Below are 18,829 nucleotides of genomic sequence, written 5' to 3' on the forward strand. Positions count from 1 at the left end.
ATCGTCTTGCAGGTCGGCTTCGGAGGTCTGCTCATGCTGCCCGGCTAGCATGCTGGATTCACAAGATGAATCCCCTGGATTTGCGCAACAACGCCCTGCACAGGACTGAGCTTAGGGCCAAGCACGGTGGCCAAACGGTCAGGGCCCTAGGAGCGGGGTTTGCGCCCTAGCCCTCGAACGCGGAAGCCGCGTAATGAAGCTGTCGATGCAGCATCTGCGCCTGTTGGGAAAAGCTCGCGGCGTGCTCTTTTTGGGAGAGACGCCGCCATGCGGGTGTTCGAGGTCCGCACAAGGGTCTGCTCCAATGCCAAACACTCAGTTTGGAATGAGAATTCCTCACAAGATCAGCCCTATGGCTCATGCATACTTCCACTGCCAAGATGTGGAGGAAAAATATGCAGATCGGCGATCCAATTTCCGAGGAAATCATCATTCGAGCGCGCGAAAGCTTTGCACGACAGGGACTTATGGCGCATCTCGGGGCCGAGATAACGGAGGTGCGCGCGGGGCTCGTCAAGTTGCGACTGCCGTTCCGCCAAGAACTCACGCAGCAGCATGGCTACTTCCACGCCGGCGGAACATCGGCCATCGCCGACAGCGCAGGCGGTTACGCCGGGTTCGCACTCTTCCCCGAAGGCAGTTCAGTCCTGACGGTCGAGTTCAAACTGAACCTGATCAGCCCCGCGCAAGGAGATTATCTCGAGGCTGTTGGCCGCGTGATCAAGAACGGTCGCACACTGACCATTTGCCAGCTCGATGTATGGGGCGTTGATGGAGAACGCCGCAAACATGTCGCGACGGGGATGCAAACCCTGATCTGCTTGCATGACACGCCAGACCTGCCCGCTTCGCGCTAGAACAAGTCTTCTCGGCGAATGGCCTGAACAGGATTGAAGATCGGCAGATTTTGGCGATCCAATCCCAGATCTTCCAACGCCGTGTCGCTCAAGCGGTAAAAGGCCCGAAAACGGCGCGGCAGCCGAGCCGCGCGTGATGCGAGACCATCTTTGTCGCGCTCTTGCGTCGGATTTGCCGTGCATCGCGGGTTCATGGTCACCTCCGGTGTCTGCCCCCAGAGAATGCACCCCGTGCCCAGAGGCATGAATTTCGGATCCTTCAGCGGATATTGAGAATTCCTCCCTGTGATCGTCGCCGTGAAATCCTCAGGACCGCCGGAAGATTCCTCAATTGCGAGCAGCCATGCTGCCGCATGAAAGTCAGCCCCGACCGCTAAAGCGGACGGAGAAGGATACCGGAAGAATGACAAGACTTTCCCGCACTGACCTTGAAACCCATGCCAGGCATTGGATCGCCGCCTGGAACGCGCATGACGTGGAGACGGTTCTCGCGCCGTTCGCCGAAGACACCGTCTTCATCAGCCCTCTCGCCAAGCAGGTGGCGGGAAACGCTCAGATCGTTGGGAAGGACGCCCTGCGGCAGTACTGGACCGACGCCCTGGCACGCGTGCCCGATCTTCATTTCGAACTGAGCGGAACCGCCGTAGACGAAGAGGCGCAATCCGTGACGGTTTTCTATGTGTCGCGAGCCGGTGGTCGGGTCAGGCATGCCTGCGAACACATGCGGTTTCGCAAGGGCGTCCAGTTTCTGGGCGAAGCCTATTACGGGTCCGAGGAATGACGGGCCCCGTGCGCGCGACCGACGCAAACCATTACCCCTGGGGGAACGGCTGCGACGGCTGGAGACTGGTCGATCGCCCCGAACTTTCGCTGCGCGAAGAGCGCCTGCCGCCCGGCGGTGCCGAAGCACCACATTATCATCGGGTCTCCCGCCAGATCTTCTATGTCCTTGCCGGGGAACTGACGATCAAGGTTCCGGGTCGTATCCTATTGGTCAAGGCGGGAGAGGCCCTGGAAATCCCCCCGGGCTTGGGACATTTGGTGCAGAACAACGGGCCCGAAGACCTGCGCATCCTGCTTGTCTCCGCCCCTGATACGGCCGGCGACCGGTATTCGGTCGAAGACCATGCGGACGTCCCGACGGATGTAGCGCACCATCCGATGTATTGGCTCCAGCCCGCCCCGGACAAAATCTCCCGCTCGGTTGAGACGTTCTCAATCGGCGTGGAGGCGGCTCCCGGCTAGCACTTGAGACAAAGAGCGGATGCCAGAAGCCATGAACATCAATGAACTCAGAAAATCCTTGAGCGCCGCCTCTGGCGAGACACCGACACCCGGCCTGTCGGGTCTTCAACGACTTGCACTTCTTTGGGTCACGGCCATCCTGCTGACATTCCTGTCCTTCGTCTCTTATCCTCACCGATCTGGCGAAACGGGCTCCATTCAGGATCACGCCATGCAAACCGACGAACTTGGGCGGGTATACTCCCTGAGGGACGACTGCTGCATCTGGTCCGGCCACGCGCATGACTGACCCAGCCCAATTGTCCCCGTTGCGCCGCATCGTCTTCGTCTCTCTGCCATTCACCTTCGCCTACCTGCTCTCCGAACTCTTTCGAAATGTGAACGCTGTTCTGGAGCCTCGGCTCACAGCCGAGTTTCAGCTTGAGCCTGCGACCATGGGCATGATGACTTCCGCGTTCCTTAGCGCACTGGCCGGCTCGCAGCTGTTCGTCGGCCAGGCCCTGGACAGGTTCGGGCCGAAACGCGTGCTGGTGGTTACGCTCTTCCTGGCTGTCGTCGCATCCACGCTCTTCGCCGGGGCGCAAACAGCCCACATGCTCGTCCTGGCGCGTTTCATGATCGGCCTCGGGCTCTCCGCTTGCTGGACCGGCGCCTACAAGGCGAACACCCTGTGGTGGCCGAGGGAGCGCCTGCCCCTGGTAAACGCCATCACGATTGCAGCGGCCGGCCTTGGCTCCCTCGCGGCCACCAGCCCGACCGAATGGCTGCTACGCCAAATCGGCTGGCGCAAAATTTTCCTGGGTCTCGCCGGCGCCACAGCCACCATTGCATTGATCATCGCCGCGGTGGTTCCGCCCCAGACGAGGGAACGGGCCGCACCTGCGGTGCTGGAACCGGCTGTGAAGGCACTGCGTGGTGTCCTCACGCACCCCGCCTTTCTCACCATCGCACCGGCTTCGGCCCTTTGTCAGGGAACCTGGGTCGCCTATCAGGGGCTCTGGGCCGGGGTCTGGCTGCGCGACGCGATTGATCTCCCGTCGACTGTGGCAGCGAGTATCCTGATGGCGCTCTCCTTTGCCGTCATCTTGGGGCAATTCGGCTTCGGCCTGCTCGCCGATCGGATCGCCCGCACCGACCGGCACCTGTTCCACCTGACGTTCGCCCTGACGCTTGGCTTTGTTCTGTGTCAGCTCGCGATTGCCGGTGCAGGCGCGTCCCTGCAGACCATCCTCTGGGCTGGATACGGGCTGTTCACCGCGGGTCCCATCCTTGCCTACGCGCTTCTGATCCGGCTGCTACCCGACACAGTGTCCGGCCGCACTATCGCCATGCTCAATCTCGGCGCCGTCCTCACCGGTTTCTTGATGCAAGGCGGCATCGGCGCAGGCATCGAGGCTTTGGTTCGGCTTGGGTGGAGCATTGCGTCCGCCCATGTGACGTTCATCGTGTTGATCGCCGGTCTGCAAGCCATCGCTCTGGCGTGGATGGCTCTGCATCAAGGTCGCGCCCTGGGTCTGGACAAGGTTCGGTGATCATTTCTACCGGGCCCCTGAAAGCTCCTCAATCGCCGCATCTAACACATTGGAATACCGTCAAATCATGGAAGTCGAGGAGAGACATTCATGATGATGAACCTAAGCCGTACTGCTCTGTTCTCAATGGCGCTCGCCGCCGCTCCCGTTGTCGCTCACGCGTTCGATCTGGACAGCCGCGACCTGCGGGAGGATGAAACCATCCGCATGGAATTGGTGAATTCGACCATGGGGTGCGAGGGGCTCAACCAATCCCCGCACCTGGTCTGGAATGACCCGCCCACAGGAACGCAGAGCTTCGCGATTACGGTCTACGACCCGGACGCCCCGACCGGCAGCGGTTGGTGGCACTGGATCGTTCTGGATATTCCGGCGCACGCACGAGCGATGCTCGCGGGCGCCTCCGGCTACCTGCCCGCCCCTCTTGTCGAGTCTCTGACGGATTTCGGGCGGCCCGGCTATGGCGGCCCCTGTCCGCCTGAGGGCGCAGTCCCTCATCGCTACGAGTTCACCGTCTATTCCATCGACGTGCCGAGCCTGGGGTTGGACGCCAGCGCCATGCCCGCCCTCGCCGGCTACATGATCCACGCGCACAGCCTTGGCAGTGTGACACTGACAGCGCGCTACGGGCGCTGAAAGCAAGGGCTTACCGACCATGAAGAAACGCATGCTTCAGATCGATGCCTTTTCGGACCGACCCTTGCTCGGCAATCCGGCGGCGGTGGTCTTCGACGCCGACGACTTGTCCACCGAGATCATGCAACGCATCGCACGCGAGATGAACCTCTCCGAGACTGTGTTCCTGCTTCGCCCGACCGGTGATGCGGACTATCGCGCCCGCATTTTTACCCCGGTGCGCGAACTGCCCTTCGCCGGTCATCCGACCATCGCCGCCGCCCATGCGTTTTGCGGCGAGCAAAGCAGAACGCCCCAAAGCCTGATGCAGGAATGCGGAATCGGACTGGTTCCGATCCGCGTCGAAGACGACCTTTACACGATGACGCAGGCAACGCCCCAATTCCGCGATGTGCCAGTCACCAAAGCTGAACTTGCCGGGACGATCTGCCTTCCGCTCGATCTGCTCGCGGACAGCCCGCATCGGATCGTCTCGACGGGGGTTCCATGGCTGTTGCTTGAGCTGCACGACCTCCAGGCACTGGCTGGCCTGCGACCCGACCTCGGCCGGATCGAGCGGATCTGCCATGGGCTCGGCGCGGCAGGGCTCACGGTCTTTGCGGACAGCGGGGCCGGGGCCACGCCGCGCCTGCGTGTACGCACCTTCGCTCCGGGTGAGGGCGTGGCCGAGGATCCTGTTTGTGGGTCTGGCAATGGCGCCATTGCTGCGTGGATCGCCACGCATCGCAACGCGGTGCCTCGGGGTAGTTACCTGTCGGAGCAAGGGGTCGAGATGGGCCGGCGCGGGTTGGTTCGCGCGGGCTGGGAAACGACAGCCGAAGGGCTGCGGATCACCATCGGCGGGGCCGCCTGTATCGTCCTGCGGGGCGAGCTGGATCTGGGTGACGCGTCCTGATCAGACGGACTGATCCAGAACCTCCAGAACAAAATCGACCCGCGCCTCGACCGTGTCCAGGGGCAGCGGCAGCAGGTCGTATCCCGCCATCGCATAGGCCTGCTCCATTGCCTCTGCCGTCGCGACCGCCTCGTCGAAATCCTGCCCGCGCTGCGCATCCTGACCGAAGATCTCGGGCCAGGGCGGCGCAAGAAAGACCGTCGGGCGATACCGGTAGAGCTCGGCCGCCGCGTGAACATGTGCGGGCGCCTCTCCCACATAGAGCTGAAGATAACCGATCACATCGGGAATGCCGCGATCGAAGACCACCGGACCGTCGGTCCCCTGCGCCTCGTGCCAAGAGCGCATCTCCCAGCCGAGCATGAGCTCTGCAAAAAGCTGCCGGTCCTGACCGTGCCACCCTGTCCCGCCGATCCGGGTCTGATCCTGAATGATCGCGCGCCCGGCTTCGGGCATTGTTGCGAGACCATGCCGCGCCAATGCGGACAGAAGCGTCGTCTTACCCGATCCCGGGCCGCCGGTAATAACAAAAAGTCGGTCGTTCATTTTGATCCTGGTGGAAAGAAACCTGCATTCAGCCTGTCGGAAAGACGATCCGCCCCGGAGCATCCTTGGGCAGTCGACCGGAAAGCAACCATGCGGCGGCAAGCGGCCAGAGCGTCTGTTCGAAACGGGCGTGGAAGAATGCGAAATGCCCGATCTCGGGCACCGCGATATCCGAGGGCCCGATCCGCAGATGGGTTCGATCCGCCCCGGAATAGTAGTCGAGCAATCGTTGCCCCGCAGCTTCGGTGCAGAACGGGTCATCTGTCAACCCGATGGCCAGGAGCCGCGCCCGGGTGGCGCCATGACGCGCTGCAAGGTCTGCTGGGTCCAAAGCAGAGCAAACACTTGTCTCGAACCGCGGCCCCATCCGGCTCCAGTCGCGCACCACGCCGCGCGGCACATCCTCGAGCCATCCAAGCCGTGCCCCGGGAAAATAGCCGAAGAGCCGCGTCACGGCTGGCATAAAGAGATGCCATTTCAAATACATCGCCCGCCGCTGGCGGGAATCGTAATCGCGCCAGTAGGCGAATTGCGCGCCAACCGTCACGATCCGGTCCAGCCGATCCGAGGTGCGCGCCAACCCCAGGGCGAAGCCGCCGATTGAATGGCCCACGGCGCAGAGCGGACGATCCGGCCAGCGCGTGCCAGCATAGGCAAGCACCGCCTCAGCATCGAGCACGCCCCAATCGACCCATCCCGCCTGCAAATCCTTCACCGGCGTCGAGCGGGACTCACCAATCCCGCGATAGTCGAAGGTCAGGACCGTCGCCCCCTGCCCGGACAACCAGGATGCGAACCGTGCGTAATAGCGCGCCTGAACCGCCGTAGCGGCATGAAGCACGACGACAGGGCCGGTGTCTGCGTGCCAGATCCCACCCCTGATCGGATACCCGTCTTCAGCCGCCACCTCGAAGCGTTCGGCGGGCCTCGCCGAGGCGGGCCTTTCAGGGTTTGGCCGCGATGGCGGAGCGTCAGGTCTCCAGCGATAAAGCGTTGGTGTCCACATTCGTCTCAGGTCCGACAATACGAGAACAGCTTCCTTTGAAAGGGAAATCACGCCAAATGAGCTTTGCTACGGCTCACCTGAAGCCAATTCAATTGCGGGACCGGTCGGATTGGCGCTCTCTTCTCGCAGGAGGGCACCGAAATGACTCAGGATCACACGCCACGCAGCCCCGTCGTCACGCTCGACGATCTGGACCTCTCGCCACAGAGCTATGGCACCCGCTTTCATGCCGCCATGGCGGCCATCGCCGCCCCACTCGGAGCGATGCATTTGGGGGCGCGGCTGGTGGAGGTTCCGCCTGGCAAAGCGGCCTGGCCCTTCCATGCTCATCACGCCAATGACGAGATGTTCGTCATACTCTCGGGCACCGGCGAGCTGCGGTTCGGCCCCGACCGGTACCCGGTCGCAGCCGGCATGGTGGCGGTCTGCCCTGCGGGCGGCGCCGAAACGGCCCATCAGCTGATCGCAACCGGCACTGAACCTCTGCGATATGTCGCGGTCAGCACCATGCGAGAGCCTGATGTGATGGCCTATCCCGACAGCGGCAAGCTGACAGTCTTCGCGGGCGCCGCGCCCGGAGGTGACAAGGCAAAGCGCCGGGTTGCCAGCTCCTTCCGGACCACGGATGCGGTCGATTACTGGGACGGCGAAGAGCCATGAGCCCCCTCGAGTTCTGGTTCGACTTCTCGTCCGGTTACGCCTTCTTCGCTGCGCAGCGAATTGAGGCCATCGCGGCAGACCTGGGTCGGACCGTGTTCTGGCGACCCTACATGCTGGGCACCGCCTATAAGGTGACGGGGGCACGCGGACTGTCGTCGACGCCGCTGAAACGCGACTATGCGCGGCGCGACTGGGCGCGGATCGCACGGCACCAGGGACTGACCTTCCAGCTGCCCGCCAACCATCCCCATGTCGCCCTGGCGGCGACGCGCGCCTTCTACTGGATTGAAACACAGCACCCTGAACTTGCTGCTGCCGTCGCGAAGAGGGTCTTCACCTTGTATTTCAACGACAGTCTCGACACCGCCTCACCCGAAGCCGTCTCGCGGCTCGCCCCAGAGTTCGGTCTCAAACCCGAAACCCTTCTGGCCGGCATCGCCGACCCTGCCCTGAAAGAAAAAGTCCGGAAGATCGGAGAAGACGCGGTGGCACGGGGCGTCTTCGGATCTCCCTTCTTCATCGTCGATGAAGAGCCTTTCTGGGGCTGGGACCGCATGGAAATGATGGCAGAGTGGGTCAGGACCGGCGGATGGTGAACGTACCGACGATCCGCCGACTGTCAGCCGCGGACGCTCCGCGCCTAGCCGATCTGATGACGGCCTATCGGAGAGCCATGGGCGGACCGGCCGAGGCAATGACGCCGGAACAGGCCACACCCCTGATCGAGCGCGCCCTCAGCGAGCCTGATCTGCTGCTTCTCGGAGCGGATCATGGCGGCGCGCTTGCCGGCTTTGCACTGGCCTTCGACTTGCCCGAGATCATCTCAGGAAGCCGTGCTGGTCAGCTCGACGACCTCTTCGTCATGCCTGAGGCGCGGGGAAGCGGCCTTGCCCGCGCCCTGATTGGCCAGTTGGCCGAGATCGGTATCGCGCGCGGCTGGACCCATCTGCGCTGGCTGGTGCCGCAGGACAATCTGACGGCGAAACGGTTGTATCTGTCGATCGCCGATCCCGCGCCCTGGGACAGTTTTCGGATCGAGCTGAGCCAAAGCCGCTCAATCTAGGTCGATCCGGTACCGTTTCACCGGATCGAGCGTGGCAATCCGGTCATAGAGCCGCTGCGCGACGAAGTTCTCAACGCCGGTTTCCCATTCGATGCGGCGCCAGCCCTGCGCGCGCCCCTCCTGAACCAGTCGCTCGACAAGCCGTTCCGCCAGCCCGTGACGGCGCACGAAAGGTGCGATCCAGAGATCTTCCGGGATCGCGATCTGGGCCGTGCTGAAGCTGTGCTGACGAAGGACCACATGCGCCAGCCCGGCGGCCCGCCCCTGTAGCAGAACCAGCCAGCCAAGAAGTGGCGCGGCTTGATCCATGAGGCGCTGCCAGATGACGGGCATGTCCGCCCGGGCACGATCAGGCGCCGCGAAATGGTCCAGGTTCTCTTGCCAGAGGTCTTCCCATGCCACGCGGTCGTTTTCCTCAAGTCGCCGGATCTCGAGCGCAACCGCTTCAATACGATTCATTCAATCTGCTCCCGGCTCCAGTTGCCTTTGCGCGAGGCTCCTTTCCCCGGCCGAGGCCTCGATCATCCAGCGGCTCAGGTTGCGCACGCGACGGTCCCGGGCCAGCGCCTCGGGATAGACGAGGAAGTAGCCTCCGCCCGTATGAGCCCAGTGTGAAAAGAGCTGCGTCAACCGCCCGGCTCCGACGTCGAAGGCAGCGATCTCCACGCCTGCCAGAGCCACCCCTGCCCCGTCCATGGCCGCGCGCAGTGCCAGCCCGGCGGAATCGACCATCATCACCGCAGCAGGCCGGATCGGCCCGCCCGGCAACGTCGCGTTCCATCGCGCGTAGTTCTCTTTCCGATACTGCGAGAGAAACAGGGTCATGCCCGATATCTGCGCCCGCATTTCGTCGGGGTCATCCTTGGCCAGGGGTGGCGCGCCGAACAGGCTCACGGTTTCTTCGAACAGCAGGTCCGCCTGCAACCCATCCCATTGGCCCTGCCCGTGCCGCACCGCCGCATCGGCCACTCCGGCCGACAGGTCCACAGCCTCCTGTGTCGTGGATATCAGCAGATCGAAACCGTTGCGCTCGAACGGGTAGCGCGTGAGCCGGGGTGAGAACCAATGGGCCGCGAAAGTCGGCAGCATCGACAGCCGCAAGGGGCCCGCGTTGCGATCCTGTCTGAGACCGCCGACCGCTTCGATGATCCGGGAAAACCCCTCGCTCAGATCGGGCGCGAGTCTCGCTCCGGCTTCGGTCAATTCGAGCGCCGGACCGACCCGCCGCATCAATGTCAGGCCGAGCGCATCTTCAAGCCCGCGCAACTGGTGGCTGACGGCCGATGGCGTGACGCCAAGTTCCAGCGCCGCCTCCTTGATCGAGAGATGGCGCGCCGCGGCCTCGAAGGCGCGCAGGGCGTTCAAGGGCACATTCAGCCGAAAGGGGACTTGTTTATCCATAGATCCTCACAAACCGACTATCGCCGATAACCGGCACCACGCGAACGACGCTTTCTCATCAGCGCCTGAAAACTGCTCACTCGCCTGCCCTGCTCCTGAGCCTGAAGATTGTCCCACCATCCGCGAACTGGGAGATCCCGAATGCTGACCGAAGCCGTGAAGGTCCCGCTCGTCGATACGACGAGCCCCGTCTGGTTCGACGGGACGCTTCTGCCGTCCGGTGATGCGATGCTGCATGTTCTGACGCACTCTCTGCACAACGGCGGCGCGGTCTTCGAAGGAATCCGCGCCTATGACGGTCGCCTGTTTCTGGGTAAGGAGCATTTCCGGCGCCTGCAGCACTCGGCCGAGCTTCTCGGCTACACGCTGCCATGGCTGGTCGATGATCTTCAGGCCGCGGCCGAGGCCGTGCTTTGGGCTGGCGGCCTGAAGGACGCCTATGTGCGACCGATCGCCTGGCGCGGAAGCGAAAGCGTCACCGTATCGGCGCAGGGTTGCCGGATCCATACTGCCATCGCGGCCTGGGACTGGCCGGTGGAAACCGCCCTTGGGGACGGGACCGGCGGATTGCGCCTGGTTCTGTCGGATTGGCGGCGCCCCGCGCCCGATACGGCGCCGACCGCCTCGAAATGCTCGGGGCTCTACATGACCGGAACCTTGTCTCGGGCCGCAGCCGCCCGTAGCGGACATGACGATGCCCTCATGCTGGATATGGCAGGCCATGTCGCCGAAACCACGGTGACGAACATCGTCCTCGTCCGGGACGGCAGGCTTCTTTCTCCCCTTCCCACATGCTTTCTCGACAGCCTGACCAAGCGCCATGTCTTCGACCTTGCGCGTGGCCTTGGCCTGTCGGTTCATGAAGGAACCGTCAGCCTCGACGATCTGGATGCAGCGGACGAGGTCTTTGTCACGGGCACGTCGGTCGAGCTTCGCCCTGTGGTCTCGCTGGACCGCCCCGGCAAGCACAGCATCTGGCCGGTCGGGCCAATCACCACGGCCCTGCGCAAGGCGTTCCGCGCCTCGACCCGGGCTCACGCGTAGTGCCAGACCAGCAACAGGCCGAGGCAGACGATCGCGGCGCGCAGGAGTTGCGGCTTCACCCGGCGCGCCAGCCGGCCACCGATGACACCACCTGCCGTCGCCCCCAGAAAGACCAGGGCAGCCGGCTCCCAGGCGACCGCACCGCCAAAGGCGAAGATCAGGACGGCGATACTGGTCGCGAGCGTCGCCAGAGCATTCTTGACCACGTTCAGCCGCTTCAGATCGTCGTCCCCCGTCACGGTCAGCAGCGCCAGCAGCAGCACCCCCAGCCCCGCCCCAAAGTAACCACCATAAAGGGCCACGATCCCCTCGGCGCACGCGGCGCTGACTGGCCCGATCGACACCCCGCGCCGGGCGAGCCAGCGGTTGAGCATGGGCCCTGCCGCAAACAGCAGCGTCGCGAAAAGCAGCAGCCAGGGCACCAATTGCCGGAACAGTGCATCTCCCGACAGCAGCAACAGCCCGGCCCCCGCCGCGGAGGCCAGCGCAAACACCGCGACGCGCCCGGGCCGCGCCATCAGTTCCTGCCGCAGCACCGCGCCTTCGCCGATCAGGCTGGCCGCATGGCCGGGCCAGATCGCCACTGCGCTGGTTGCGCCCGCCGTAACCGGCGGCAGCCCCACGGCCAGCAGCGCCGGGAAGGTAAAAAACGTGCCCCCGCCCGCGATCGCATTGCACAGCCCGCCGAGCAGCCCCGCGCCGGCGAGCAGCGCCATTGTCGTCATATCCATCCGGTCCTCCGCTCCGCCTCCACGCGATCCTGACGGAGGGGCTGGAAAAATGTGTCGCCCCGGTGCCAGATGATACCCCGGAGGTGCCAACATGCAGCGCGATGAGATCGGAGGATTTGCCGAGGATGGAAGTCCGGTGATCGGCAGGATCACGAGCTTCACACCCGGCACCATGCCGGAAGCGCATGCGCATTGGCGCGGACAGCTCGCCTGGTGCCCGGACCGACCGGTGACGGTCGAGACAGAACGCAGGCTGCATCTTATCTCTTCCGGCATGGCGATCTGGCTTCCACCGAAGCACCGCCACCGCATCCGGGCCGAGGGCGCGCGGAAATCGGTCAATCTCTACACCCGGCCCGCCACGGCACCGCTGCCCAAGGCCCCCACTTCTTTCCCTCTCGATGCGCTGGAGGCCGAACTTCTCCGCACCCTCGCAGGGTCCAGCCGCGCCGATCGGCAAGAGCCCGCTTTCGCCCGGCTGACGGCCGTGCTGTGGGACCGGCTTGCGCGCCCCGCCCCTGCGCCCACACTGCCCCTGCCTGCCGACCCGCGCCTGCGTCGTATCGCGCTGGCACATCTCGATGGGGTCGACCATTCGCTCGACCACTGGGCCGCGGCACTGGCGCTGTCGCGGCGCAGCCTGCAACGGCTCGTCCGTCGCGACACCGGGCAAAGCTGGGCCACCTGGATGCGAGACCTTCGATTGGCACGCGCAATTGCCCCGTTGATGGCCGGCAAAAGCGTGCAGCATGCAGCCCATGCCGCCGGCTACGCCACCGCGAGCGGCTTCGTGGCCGCCTTTCATGCCGCCCGTGGGATCACGCCAGGTCAGTTGCAGCGTCGGATGGAGATCTGAGGTCTTCCCACGCGCCGCTCCGTCAGCACTCGCAGGGCGAACCCTATCAAGACACTGCCGGTAACCCCGTCGAGGAGCCGAGGCAGGCGGGTCCCGTTTATCCTCCGGAGGACTTGTGCATTGCCAGGACCTGCCGGCACGCATCCCCCGGGGGCGGATCCTCGAAAGGAATGAAGCTCAGCCGACGAGGTTTCGGGATCACTGCTGGCGGATGTGCCAGGCGCGGGAGCGAACGATTTTGAGGTCGTTCTCGCCTTTCAGGCCTTGGACGTTCTCGGCTCTGGTCTGGACATTGGCGACGAGGTTCGGGCTGAGCGGGACCGGCAGCCCTACCAGCGATGCTCCAGAGAGACGCTGGACAGATCGAGATCAAATGCGCGTGCCTTTAGAAGGTGGCGATTGCGCTTCACTGCGTGCGGAGTCTGTTGCCCGACACTGGACGTGTCAGAAGTCCTGCCAGCCCGCGTCGTTAGCCGCACGTTTCCTGGATTCGCCTGGGGCGGGTGCATCCCGGACGACGGGCGGAGGAATTTCCCTACGGGACACGGCCAGGGAGGCAGACGCTCTGACCGCCCCGTTGCGCAACCGGAACCGCGCCACCTGGGATTGAAGGGCCTGGGACTCCTGCTTGAGCGTGGTAGCTGCCGCGTTCGCCTCTTCGACCATGGCGGCGTTCTGCTGGGTGACCTTGTCCAGTTCGTTGATCCCGACATTGATCTCGCCAAGCCCCACAGACTGTTCCTGCGCGCCGGTCGCGATGTCGCCGATCAGCGCCGCGATGTTGCTGACGCGCTCGACGATGTCGGTCAGCGCCTCACCGGTCTGGTTGACCAGAGACACCCCCGACTCCACATGCTCGGAACTGGTCGAAATGAGCGTCTTGATCTCCTTCGCGGCCTCGGAGGACCGCTGGGCCAGCGCCCGCACCTCGGACGCGACCACGGCAAAACCCCGTCCCGCCTCGCCCGCGCGCGCCGCCTCGACGCCCGCGTTCAGGGCCAGAAGGTTCGTCTGGAACGCGATATCGTCGATCACGCCGATGATCTGGTTGATCCCGTCGGACGATTTCTTGATCTCCGACATCGCGCCGATCGCTTCCTTGACCACGAGGCCCGACTGTTCGGCATTGCCGCGCGCCTCGCGCACCACGTTTTCGACCTGGGCCGCGCCGTCGGCGGCGGCGCGCACGCTGGCGGTCATCTCGTCCATGGCGGCGGCGGTCTCTTCCAGCGTGGCGGCCTGGTTCTCGGTTCGGCGCGACAGGTCGTCGGAGGCGCCGCTGATCTCTTCGGCGCGGGTGGTGATTTCGGTCGCATTCTCGACGACCGCGCCCATCAGCGCGTTCAGAGTCTGTACGGTAGCGTTGTAGTCGACGCGCAGCTGGTCGCGGCTGCCGGCGAATTCGCGCTCGATCACGAAGGTAAGATCGCCCGAGGCCAGCGCCGTCAGACCGCGCCCCAGAAGTTCGACCGCCTGTTCCTGATCGGCGACGTCAACCTCGCGCTCGGCCTCGGCATGCCTGGCGTCGAGCAGCTTGCCACGAAGCGATTCAAGACTGCGCGCGATGACGCCGATCTCGTCCTTGCGTGCGGTATCGGGCACCTGGCGGTCGAGCGTGCCATCCGCGACCAGGGCCATCGCCTCGCTAACCTCGTCGAGCGGACGGCCGATCATCCGGCGCAGCAGGATCGTCGCACCGACGACAAGCAGGACGAACAGCACCGCGATCAGCGCCATGGCCGGACCCGTATCCGCCAGGAAATGGCCGATCAGCGCCTCTTGCGACCAGACCGCCGCGACCACGCCGACGACGCGGCCACTTTTGCCGTAATGCACCGGCTCGGCAATCGTCAGGCCATCGTCGGAATAGGCGGTAGTGCCGGTCTCGATCGCGCGGTCGATCTGGCGCTGAAGCTCGGCCTGATCCGTCGCGCTGCCGCCGCCTTCGGCCAGAATGGTTCCGTCGGCGGCAGAAACCTGCACCCGGACCAGTTCCTCGCCGGCACCCCCCACGTATTTCGCCAGTTCCGCCTGGATCTGGGCCTCATTTCGAAAGGCGATATGGCCACCGAGGGTCTCGGCGCTGCCCTTGGTCATCTCGGTCATCAACCTGTCGACAGACTTGTCGACGAGTTGCAGCGTCGATCGCACCGACAGAGCGGTCAGAAGTACCGCGACGATGATGGTCGTCAGTGCGATCAGCCCGGCGATCCGTACGAAAACCGAGGAACCGAACGACTTTGTCCGGGAGGTCTGAGAGGTGGATTGCACGGTCGCTCTCCTTGGCGGAACAGGTCAGAGGAACTCTTCGGCATCGACGGCGACGGTCATCGCACCGATGGGAGTTCCGGTTTCGGGGTCGACGAGCGTGAACGAGATCTGGCCCTGATATTTCAGGAACGAGTCGTCGAATTCGACCTCGCCGAAATTCATGGCGTCCGGGCCGACACCATAGGTTTCCTGGTATTTCGCCTCGTCGCCCTGCCAGTAGTCGGACGGAACACTCGACGTCGCCACGTTGAGGCCGCGCGCATCCATCACGATGATCTCGGTCACCGCGCCCTTCATCGCCATCACCTGAGCACGCAGCATGTCGGACACCGGACTGCGCGTGACCGAGTCGATCAGCGGTGCCGAAACGGTCCCGATCTCGCCAACCCATTGCTTGTCGAGCCGGTCGATATCATCCTGGGTCAGATCGGCCGTCTGCAGGTTTTGGGCGGCCACCGCGTCGAGGATCTGCTGCGACCGGGCCCAGGGCAGGATCGAGTCCTGATAGAAGGCTTTCATCTGGTCATCGAAGTCGCCGGCCAGGGCGGCCCCACAGTCGCCGACCCACAGAAGCGCTAGGACGGCGGTGCGAAGGATTAGCATCGTGATCCTCATTCCATTCAGGCGCTTTGCCGGACCCAAGGGCGAGGCAAACGCTTGTCGAAGCATTATCCGACAATCGCTGCGCGTTTGTTAATCGGCCTCAAGTCAAAGACCTGCGCGAGACGCGGCAATCTCGTCTGCCAGACCGAAGATCGGATACCGTCACGAAACACCCGAAACGCGCTGAAAACCACGTAACACTTTGCCGTACATGCACTTACCCCCCTCCGCGACCGTCGAAAGAGGCGCTGCCGCGCCTGCGGCGACGTTCCGGCCGGGCCGGCAGCACGGCTTCGAAACTGCCTCGAATTCGACCGATATCGCGTGCCCCTCGGGGAGAAGAGCGGGGCACCTCCGTCTCTCGCGGTGGGTGATTAGGGGGCTTCCCGGGCAAAACTGCGTCCGGCTTGAAGACGATTTCGGGAAAGTTTGTGGCGTTTTTCATGCGGGCTGACCAGCCGTTCCCAGACCCCACAGGCCCGGCGATCTGCCCCAAGATCCAGCGGATCGGCAGGCGTGCCTGTGCGGACCGCCCCGGCAGAAGGTCGAGCGCGCTCAGGCACCCCGATGTCGGGGGCGTCCATCCGGCCGCTTGTGACCGTCAGCCTCCCCGGCGGAAGCAGAGCCGGGTATCGGCATCGATCCGCGACAGAAGCTCCAGCAGGTCGTGACGGGCCAGGGCGGCACAGCCCGCGGTCGGGCCATAGCCCGGCCTTGCGACATGGAGGAAGATCGCACTGCCCGCGCCCGCCACCACCGGATCATCATTGAATCCCAGCACGCCGACGATGTCGTAAAGCCCATCCTCACGCCAGAGCGCCTCGTGGCTTGCCGGAAACGGCAGCCTGACCGGACGGTTGTAGTCCGGGTGATCCGGGGCGTCGCACCAGCCGTCCGCGGGGTCGATCGCCATGCAGGGCAAGCGCGTTGCCGGAGGAACCGCGACCCTGTCGGCGCGATAGAGGATGCGGCGGATCGGCCAACAGCCCTCGGGGCTGATATGGTCTCCCTCCCCGCGTTTCGTGTCGATACCGCTGCGCCCGACGGCACAGCGCCAGCGGCGGTCGCCGAAACTTGCCTCCCAGCCGTCCCCGGCTGCGGAAATGACGATGTCCAAGGCGGGTCTCCTTCAGGTGTCGAGCGGAAAACGGCAAGCGACGGTCCCGATGCCGCGGGTTTCGGGCGGGGGCGTCTCGCCCATACCGACAATGCTGGCAGATTGACAGCGGCTGTGGAAGCGGCTGCCCGGACGCAGTTCCACCGGGCTCTGAGCAAAGCCGGACAGGATCGCCGGAACGCGGTCGCGCAGTGCCGCGTCGGGGCATTCAACGCCGGTCAGAAGGTCATCACGCACTTCCACGGAAATCGTCAGGGATGCTTGCCCAGGCGAATACACAGAGGGCCGCCGTCTGTGTCCGCAGAACGTCCCGGACAAAGCCCGGTGCCGCCGTTCTGGCGTGACCCGAGTGCCTCGGGGGCGATGAAACCTTGTCCCCCCTTTTGGCAGGGTCGGACAAACCGGGCACGAGAGAATGTCATGCAACAGAACTCCGGGAGATGGCCTGGCAGGGCGGAGGTCGGCCGGTTTCCTCAGGCGTTCAGTCCCGGTATCCGGTGAATCGGGGTCCCGACCCGGCATCGCACCAGGTTGCAGAGCATCCATCCGATCGAACGGCTGAACGGCGAGATCAAACGGCGGACAAATGCCGTCGGTATCTTTCCCAACGAAGCTTCGATCCGGCGCCTCGTCGGCGCGATCCGGATGGAGCAGACCGAGGATTGGACGGTGCAGCGCGCCAGATGCACGACGCCGGAAACCCGCGCGCCTGTCTGCGATGATCTCAGTCGCAGACTGTCTGCAGCAAAGAGAGACTGACCGGCTCGACCCACTTGAAAGCGCGAGGCACACGGTCAGCTACACCACGCGCCGGGTCCTATTCTCTTTCTGCCGACGCAGGCCGGAACCGCTCATGCCGAAAGCGGCTTCGGGAACCGGTTCGAGACAGAAATCGATGTTCCCTCGGGAGATGTTCACGGGCTCCGAAAAGCGGGCGCGACCCGTCTTGCAGAGCACGGCGCGACCGAATGGGAGATCGCGGTCGTCCTCGCGCACGAGAACACGCGGATGGCGGCGGTCTATGTCCGGAAAGCATCTCGGACGAAGCTCGGCACCGCCGCGCTGGCGCGACTCGACGACTGCGAAAGCGACAAAGGCGCGTCCAACCTTTCCGAAAGGTTGGACAAATCCGCTCGAAAGACACGCCATAACTCGTTGGAAAGCGGCCTGGCAGGGGCGGAGGGACTCGAACCCCCGGCCCTCGGTTTTGGAGACCGATGCTCTACCAACTGAGCTACACCCCTAGGCCGTGCGCCCGATTAAGATATGCGGCGGGCGGAATCAAGGGTGCTTTTCACCTCGCGCGCTGGTTTCGGGTCCGGGGCAATGCTAGGGCTTGCGACATGGCCCCCGCCGATCCGCCCTCCGCCCTGCCCAACTGCCCGGCCGAGATCCCGGACCGGACCCGCGCTCTTTTCGACAGCGCGCCCTGGACCGGACCCGACATCAGAGAGACCGCCACGGCCCTCGAGGTCCCGACGATGCTGTCGCGGGCCGAACAGGCCTTCTATCTCTGGCTGGCACGCGACTGGGCGCAGGATGCCGGGGCTATCGTCGATCTTGGCTGCTTCGCCGGAGGCTCGACCGCCCGGCTGGCCGAGGGGCGGCGACAGGCCGGTCACTTGGGCAGCATCCTGGCCTATGACCGCTTCACCGCCACGCCCGAGGTCAAGGCGAAGGTGCTTTATGCCGCAGGCATCGCGCCCTTTGAGGGCGCGGACCTCCTCCCGCTTGTCCGGCAGCTGCTGGCGCGCTGGCCCGTGACGCTGGTGCCGGGCGAGATCCGATCGGCGGTCTGGCCGGGCGGGCCGATCGAGATCCTGACGATCGATGCGGCCAAGGCCACCGACACCGCCGACGCGATTGCCGGGACCTTCTTTCCCGCGCTTCTGCCGGGCAGCGCGGTGGTGGTGCAGCAGGATTACTTTCACTGGCGCCAGCCCTGGATCGCCGCGCAGATGGAGGCGCTGGCGGGCTGTTTCGCGCCGCTGACGGCAGGCCCCGGCACCACGGCGGCCTTCCTCTGCCTGCGCCCGCCCACGCCCGCCGACCTGGCCCGCGCGGCCTGCCATGGCGCAAGTGACGTCGAACTGGCCGGCCGCCTGACCGCCGCCCGGGCGCGGTTCGCGCGGTTCGGCTGCGAAGAGCGGTTCGACCGGCTCGACCGTGCCCTGGCGGCCAATCCCGGCCAGCGCATTGCCTGGCGCATGCGCCGCCCCGACTAGGCCCGGCGACCGGCCCGCACCCCTCTCGAAACGAAAAAGGGCCGCCCCGAAGGACGGCCCCGGCTCGCGCTCAGGCGAGACAGATCACTTGATGATCTTGGAGACGACGCCGGCGCCGACGGTGCGGCCGCCTTCGCGGAT

The 18,829-nt window shown here is 64.7% G+C and carries 23 protein-coding genes, 1 tRNA gene and 1 pseudogene; 14 read left to right on the forward strand and 11 right to left on the reverse strand.

Features of this window, described 5'->3' with window-relative positions; all coding sequences use genetic code 11:
- Nucleotides 1-359: 359 nt before the first annotated feature.
- Nucleotides 360-857 (forward strand): PaaI family thioesterase, encoded by a 498-nt coding sequence (locus tag BYZ73_RS19060; protein ID WP_245943234.1) that lies wholly within the window; start codon nt 360-362, stop codon nt 855-857.
- Here the strand turns inward: BYZ73_RS19060 and BYZ73_RS22475 are convergent.
- Nucleotides 854-1,267, reverse strand: coding sequence for a hypothetical protein (locus tag BYZ73_RS22475; RefSeq protein ID WP_146746334.1), 414 nt, complete (start codon nt 1,265-1,267; stop codon nt 854-856). The two genes, BYZ73_RS19060 and BYZ73_RS22475, sit on opposite strands and share 4 nt — an antisense overlap.
- Here BYZ73_RS22475 and BYZ73_RS19065 point away from each other — a divergent pair.
- From BYZ73_RS19065 to BYZ73_RS19085, 6 genes are all read left to right on the forward strand, one after another.
- Nucleotides 1,261-1,638, forward strand: coding sequence for a nuclear transport factor 2 family protein (locus tag BYZ73_RS19065; protein ID WP_112317284.1), 378 nt, complete (start codon nt 1,261-1,263; stop codon nt 1,636-1,638). The genes BYZ73_RS22475 and BYZ73_RS19065 overlap by 7 nt on opposite strands.
- An 8-nt stretch (nt 1,639-1,646) precedes the next feature.
- Entirely contained in the window at nt 1,647-2,102 is a 456-nt protein-coding gene (locus BYZ73_RS19070; RefSeq protein WP_220086861.1) for a cupin domain-containing protein, read from the forward strand.
- Nucleotides 2,103-2,133: 31 nt separating this feature from the next.
- On the forward strand, nt 2,134-2,391 hold the full coding sequence (locus BYZ73_RS22480; protein ID WP_146746335.1) for a hypothetical protein: 258 nt from the start codon (nt 2,134-2,136) through the stop codon (nt 2,389-2,391).
- 19 nt (nt 2,392-2,410) lie between these two features.
- Nucleotides 2,411-3,634, forward strand: a complete 1,224-nt coding sequence (locus tag BYZ73_RS19075) for an MFS transporter (RefSeq protein ID WP_181498110.1) — start codon at nt 2,411-2,413, stop codon at nt 3,632-3,634.
- A gap of 90 nt (nt 3,635-3,724) precedes the next feature.
- Complete coding sequence (locus BYZ73_RS19080; RefSeq protein WP_112317287.1) at nt 3,725-4,270, forward strand: YbhB/YbcL family Raf kinase inhibitor-like protein; 546 nt, start codon at nt 3,725-3,727, stop codon at nt 4,268-4,270.
- 19 nt (nt 4,271-4,289) lie between these two features.
- Complete coding sequence (locus tag BYZ73_RS19085) at nt 4,290-5,165, forward strand: PhzF family phenazine biosynthesis protein (RefSeq protein WP_112317288.1); 876 nt, start codon at nt 4,290-4,292, stop codon at nt 5,163-5,165.
- Here the strand turns inward: BYZ73_RS19085 and BYZ73_RS19090 are convergent, their stop codons facing one another.
- Together BYZ73_RS19090 and BYZ73_RS19095 are read right to left on the reverse strand one after the other, a co-directional pair.
- A complete protein-coding gene (locus BYZ73_RS19090) occupies nt 5,166-5,711 on the reverse strand; it encodes an AAA family ATPase (RefSeq protein ID WP_112317289.1) in 546 nt (181 codons plus the stop codon).
- A gap of 28 nt (nt 5,712-5,739) precedes the next feature.
- On the reverse strand, nt 5,740-6,717 hold the full coding sequence (locus BYZ73_RS19095; RefSeq protein WP_112317290.1) for an alpha/beta hydrolase family protein: 978 nt from the start codon (nt 6,715-6,717) through the stop codon (nt 5,740-5,742).
- Nucleotides 6,718-6,858: 141 nt separating this feature from the next.
- Between BYZ73_RS19095 and BYZ73_RS19100 the strand changes: the two genes are divergently transcribed.
- From BYZ73_RS19100 to BYZ73_RS19110, 3 genes are read left to right on the forward strand one after another with little or no spacing between them, the layout of a single operon-like run.
- The gene (locus BYZ73_RS19100) at nt 6,859-7,377 is read left to right on the forward strand and encodes a cupin domain-containing protein (protein ID WP_112317291.1); all 519 of its coding nucleotides are present in this window, start codon (nt 6,859-6,861) and stop codon (nt 7,375-7,377) included.
- Nucleotides 7,374-7,973, forward strand: coding sequence for a 2-hydroxychromene-2-carboxylate isomerase (locus tag BYZ73_RS19105; protein WP_112317292.1), 600 nt, complete (start codon nt 7,374-7,376; stop codon nt 7,971-7,973). Before BYZ73_RS19100 ends, BYZ73_RS19105 begins: the two co-directional genes overlap by 4 nt.
- Nucleotides 7,967-8,440 (forward strand): GNAT family N-acetyltransferase, encoded by a 474-nt coding sequence (locus tag BYZ73_RS19110; protein ID WP_112317293.1) that lies wholly within the window; start codon nt 7,967-7,969, stop codon nt 8,438-8,440. The genes BYZ73_RS19105 and BYZ73_RS19110 overlap by 7 nt, the downstream gene beginning before the upstream one ends.
- On the opposite strand, the gene BYZ73_RS19115 is transcribed toward BYZ73_RS19110, so the two are convergent.
- A complete protein-coding gene (locus BYZ73_RS19115) occupies nt 8,432-8,899 on the reverse strand; it encodes a GNAT family N-acetyltransferase (RefSeq protein ID WP_112317294.1) in 468 nt (155 codons plus the stop codon). The two genes, BYZ73_RS19110 and BYZ73_RS19115, sit on opposite strands and share 9 nt — an antisense overlap.
- Nucleotides 8,900-9,841: a LysR substrate-binding domain-containing protein gene (locus BYZ73_RS19120; protein ID WP_112317295.1), complete on the reverse strand. Its 942-nt coding sequence runs from the start codon at nt 9,839-9,841 to the stop codon at nt 8,900-8,902.
- A gap of 141 nt (nt 9,842-9,982) precedes the next feature.
- Between BYZ73_RS19120 and BYZ73_RS19125 the strand changes: the two genes are divergently transcribed.
- A complete protein-coding gene (locus tag BYZ73_RS19125; protein ID WP_112317296.1) occupies nt 9,983-10,885 on the forward strand; it encodes an aminotransferase class IV in 903 nt (300 codons plus the stop codon).
- On the opposite strand, the gene BYZ73_RS19130 is transcribed toward BYZ73_RS19125, so the two are convergent.
- Nucleotides 10,876-11,601 (reverse strand): sulfite exporter TauE/SafE family protein, encoded by a 726-nt coding sequence (locus BYZ73_RS19130; RefSeq protein ID WP_245943236.1) that lies wholly within the window; start codon nt 11,599-11,601, stop codon nt 10,876-10,878. The genes BYZ73_RS19125 and BYZ73_RS19130 overlap by 10 nt on opposite strands.
- A gap of 106 nt (nt 11,602-11,707) precedes the next feature.
- Between BYZ73_RS19130 and BYZ73_RS19135 the strand changes: the two genes are divergently transcribed.
- A complete protein-coding gene (locus tag BYZ73_RS19135; RefSeq protein WP_112317298.1) occupies nt 11,708-12,472 on the forward strand; it encodes an AraC family transcriptional regulator in 765 nt (254 codons plus the stop codon).
- 444 nt (nt 12,473-12,916) lie between these two features.
- On the opposite strand, the gene BYZ73_RS19140 is transcribed toward BYZ73_RS19135, so the two are convergent.
- From BYZ73_RS19140 to BYZ73_RS22485, 4 genes are all read right to left on the reverse strand, one after another.
- Entirely contained in the window at nt 12,917-14,743 is a 1,827-nt protein-coding gene (locus tag BYZ73_RS19140; RefSeq protein WP_146746336.1) for a methyl-accepting chemotaxis protein, read from the reverse strand.
- 24 nt (nt 14,744-14,767) lie between these two features.
- Complete coding sequence (locus BYZ73_RS19145) at nt 14,768-15,346, reverse strand: hypothetical protein (RefSeq protein WP_112317299.1); 579 nt, start codon at nt 15,344-15,346, stop codon at nt 14,768-14,770.
- Nucleotides 15,347-15,947: 601 nt separating this feature from the next.
- Entirely contained in the window at nt 15,948-16,463 is a 516-nt protein-coding gene (locus tag BYZ73_RS19150) for a L,D-transpeptidase family protein (protein WP_112317300.1), read from the reverse strand.
- A gap of 12 nt (nt 16,464-16,475) precedes the next feature.
- Nucleotides 16,476-16,742 carry a hypothetical protein gene (locus tag BYZ73_RS22485; protein ID WP_146746337.1) on the reverse strand — a complete coding sequence of 89 codons (267 nt, stop codon included), beginning with the start codon at nt 16,740-16,742 and terminating at the stop codon, nt 16,476-16,478.
- Nucleotides 16,743-16,973: 231 nt separating this feature from the next.
- On the opposite strand from BYZ73_RS22485, the pseudogene BYZ73_RS19155 reads away from it, so the two are divergent.
- Nucleotides 16,974-17,222, forward strand: a pseudogene (locus tag BYZ73_RS19155) (transposase); the annotation flags it as partial.
- A 409-nt stretch (nt 17,223-17,631) separates the two neighbouring features.
- On the opposite strand, the gene BYZ73_RS19165 reads toward BYZ73_RS19155, so the two are convergent.
- Nucleotides 17,632-17,707, reverse strand: a tRNA-Trp gene (locus tag BYZ73_RS19165).
- Nucleotides 17,708-17,806: 99 nt separating this feature from the next.
- On the opposite strand from BYZ73_RS19165, the gene BYZ73_RS19170 reads away from it, so the two are divergent.
- Nucleotides 17,807-18,688 (forward strand): hypothetical protein, encoded by an 882-nt coding sequence (locus tag BYZ73_RS19170; RefSeq protein ID WP_112317301.1) that lies wholly within the window; start codon nt 17,807-17,809, stop codon nt 18,686-18,688.
- Nucleotides 18,689-18,829: the final 141 nt, after the last annotated feature.

Source organism: Rhodovulum viride (genome assembly GCF_003265965.1).
In the GTDB taxonomy this organism is placed as follows: domain Bacteria; phylum Pseudomonadota; class Alphaproteobacteria; order Rhodobacterales; family Rhodobacteraceae; genus Rhodovulum; species Rhodovulum kholense.

Excerpts from the sequence above, each read along its gene's own strand:
- BYZ73_RS19125 (WP_112317296.1), top strand. The coding sequence starts at position 9,983 with ATGCTGACCGAAGCCGTGAAGGTCCCGCTCGTCGATACGACGAGCCCC.
- BYZ73_RS19130 (WP_245943236.1), bottom strand. The coding sequence starts at position 11,601 with ATGGCGCTGCTCGCCGGCGCGGGGCTGCTCGGCGGGCTGTGCAATGCG.
- BYZ73_RS19095 (WP_112317290.1), bottom strand. The coding sequence starts at position 6,717 with ATGTGGACACCAACGCTTTATCGCTGGAGACCTGACGCTCCGCCATCG.
- BYZ73_RS19060 (WP_245943234.1), top strand. The coding sequence starts at position 360 with ATGCATACTTCCACTGCCAAGATGTGGAGGAAAAATATGCAGATCGGC.
- BYZ73_RS19065 (WP_112317284.1), top strand. The coding sequence starts at position 1,261 with ATGACAAGACTTTCCCGCACTGACCTTGAAACCCATGCCAGGCATTGG.
- BYZ73_RS19080 (WP_112317287.1), top strand. The coding sequence starts at position 3,725 with ATGATGATGAACCTAAGCCGTACTGCTCTGTTCTCAATGGCGCTCGCC.
- BYZ73_RS19090 (WP_112317289.1), bottom strand. The coding sequence starts at position 5,711 with ATGAACGACCGACTTTTTGTTATTACCGGCGGCCCGGGATCGGGTAAG.
- BYZ73_RS19115 (WP_112317294.1), bottom strand. The coding sequence starts at position 8,899 with ATGAATCGTATTGAAGCGGTTGCGCTCGAGATCCGGCGACTTGAGGAA.
- BYZ73_RS19170 (WP_112317301.1), top strand. The coding sequence starts at position 17,807 with ATGGCCCCCGCCGATCCGCCCTCCGCCCTGCCCAACTGCCCGGCCGAG.
- BYZ73_RS19105 (WP_112317292.1), top strand. The coding sequence starts at position 7,374 with ATGAGCCCCCTCGAGTTCTGGTTCGACTTCTCGTCCGGTTACGCCTTC.
- BYZ73_RS19110 (WP_112317293.1), top strand. The coding sequence starts at position 7,967 with ATGGTGAACGTACCGACGATCCGCCGACTGTCAGCCGCGGACGCTCCG.
- BYZ73_RS19135 (WP_112317298.1), top strand. The coding sequence starts at position 11,708 with ATGCAGCGCGATGAGATCGGAGGATTTGCCGAGGATGGAAGTCCGGTG.
- BYZ73_RS19085 (WP_112317288.1), top strand. The coding sequence starts at position 4,290 with ATGAAGAAACGCATGCTTCAGATCGATGCCTTTTCGGACCGACCCTTG.
- BYZ73_RS19120 (WP_112317295.1), bottom strand. The coding sequence starts at position 9,841 with ATGGATAAACAAGTCCCCTTTCGGCTGAATGTGCCCTTGAACGCCCTG.
- BYZ73_RS19145 (WP_112317299.1), bottom strand. The coding sequence starts at position 15,346 with ATGCTAATCCTTCGCACCGCCGTCCTAGCGCTTCTGTGGGTCGGCGAC.
- BYZ73_RS22480 (WP_146746335.1), top strand. The coding sequence starts at position 2,134 with ATGAACATCAATGAACTCAGAAAATCCTTGAGCGCCGCCTCTGGCGAG.
- BYZ73_RS19100 (WP_112317291.1), top strand. The coding sequence starts at position 6,859 with ATGACTCAGGATCACACGCCACGCAGCCCCGTCGTCACGCTCGACGAT.